This window comes from Bacillus sp. 220_BSPC (assembly GCF_001054655.1).
Classification (GTDB): Bacteria; Bacillota; Bacilli; order Bacillales; family DSM-1321; genus Peribacillus; species Peribacillus frigoritolerans.
Window position 1 is genome coordinate 1 of record NZ_JVPL01000075.1, and the last position, 283, is coordinate 283.

The 283-nt window shown below is 48.4% G+C and carries 1 protein-coding gene; it reads left to right on the top strand.

From position 1 onward, the window contains the following. Positions 1-283 (top strand): 4-hydroxyphenylacetate 3-hydroxylase N-terminal domain-containing protein (locus ADA55_RS04360; protein ID WP_048679618.1); only part of this gene is annotated, 283 nt, incomplete at both ends.

Consider the following 283-nt stretch of genomic DNA (forward strand, 5'->3'; position numbering starts at 1 on the left):
TGTACAAGGAAAGTCTTCGGGATGATCGGACCGTTTACTATAAGGGAGAATTAATCCCGGATGTAACAGCACACCCGGCTACTAGCGGTGGTATTGATATCATGGCTAAGATCTTTGATGCACAGCATAGCCCGGAAACTCAAGATAAGCTTACTTATATCAGCCCAGAGTCAGGGGAGAGAGTAAGCAAAGCCTGGATGATTCCAAGAACGAAGGAAGATCTTAAGAGCCGTCGGGAAGTGACCGACTATATCGCGCAGGAAACCTTCGGGGTGTTTGGCCG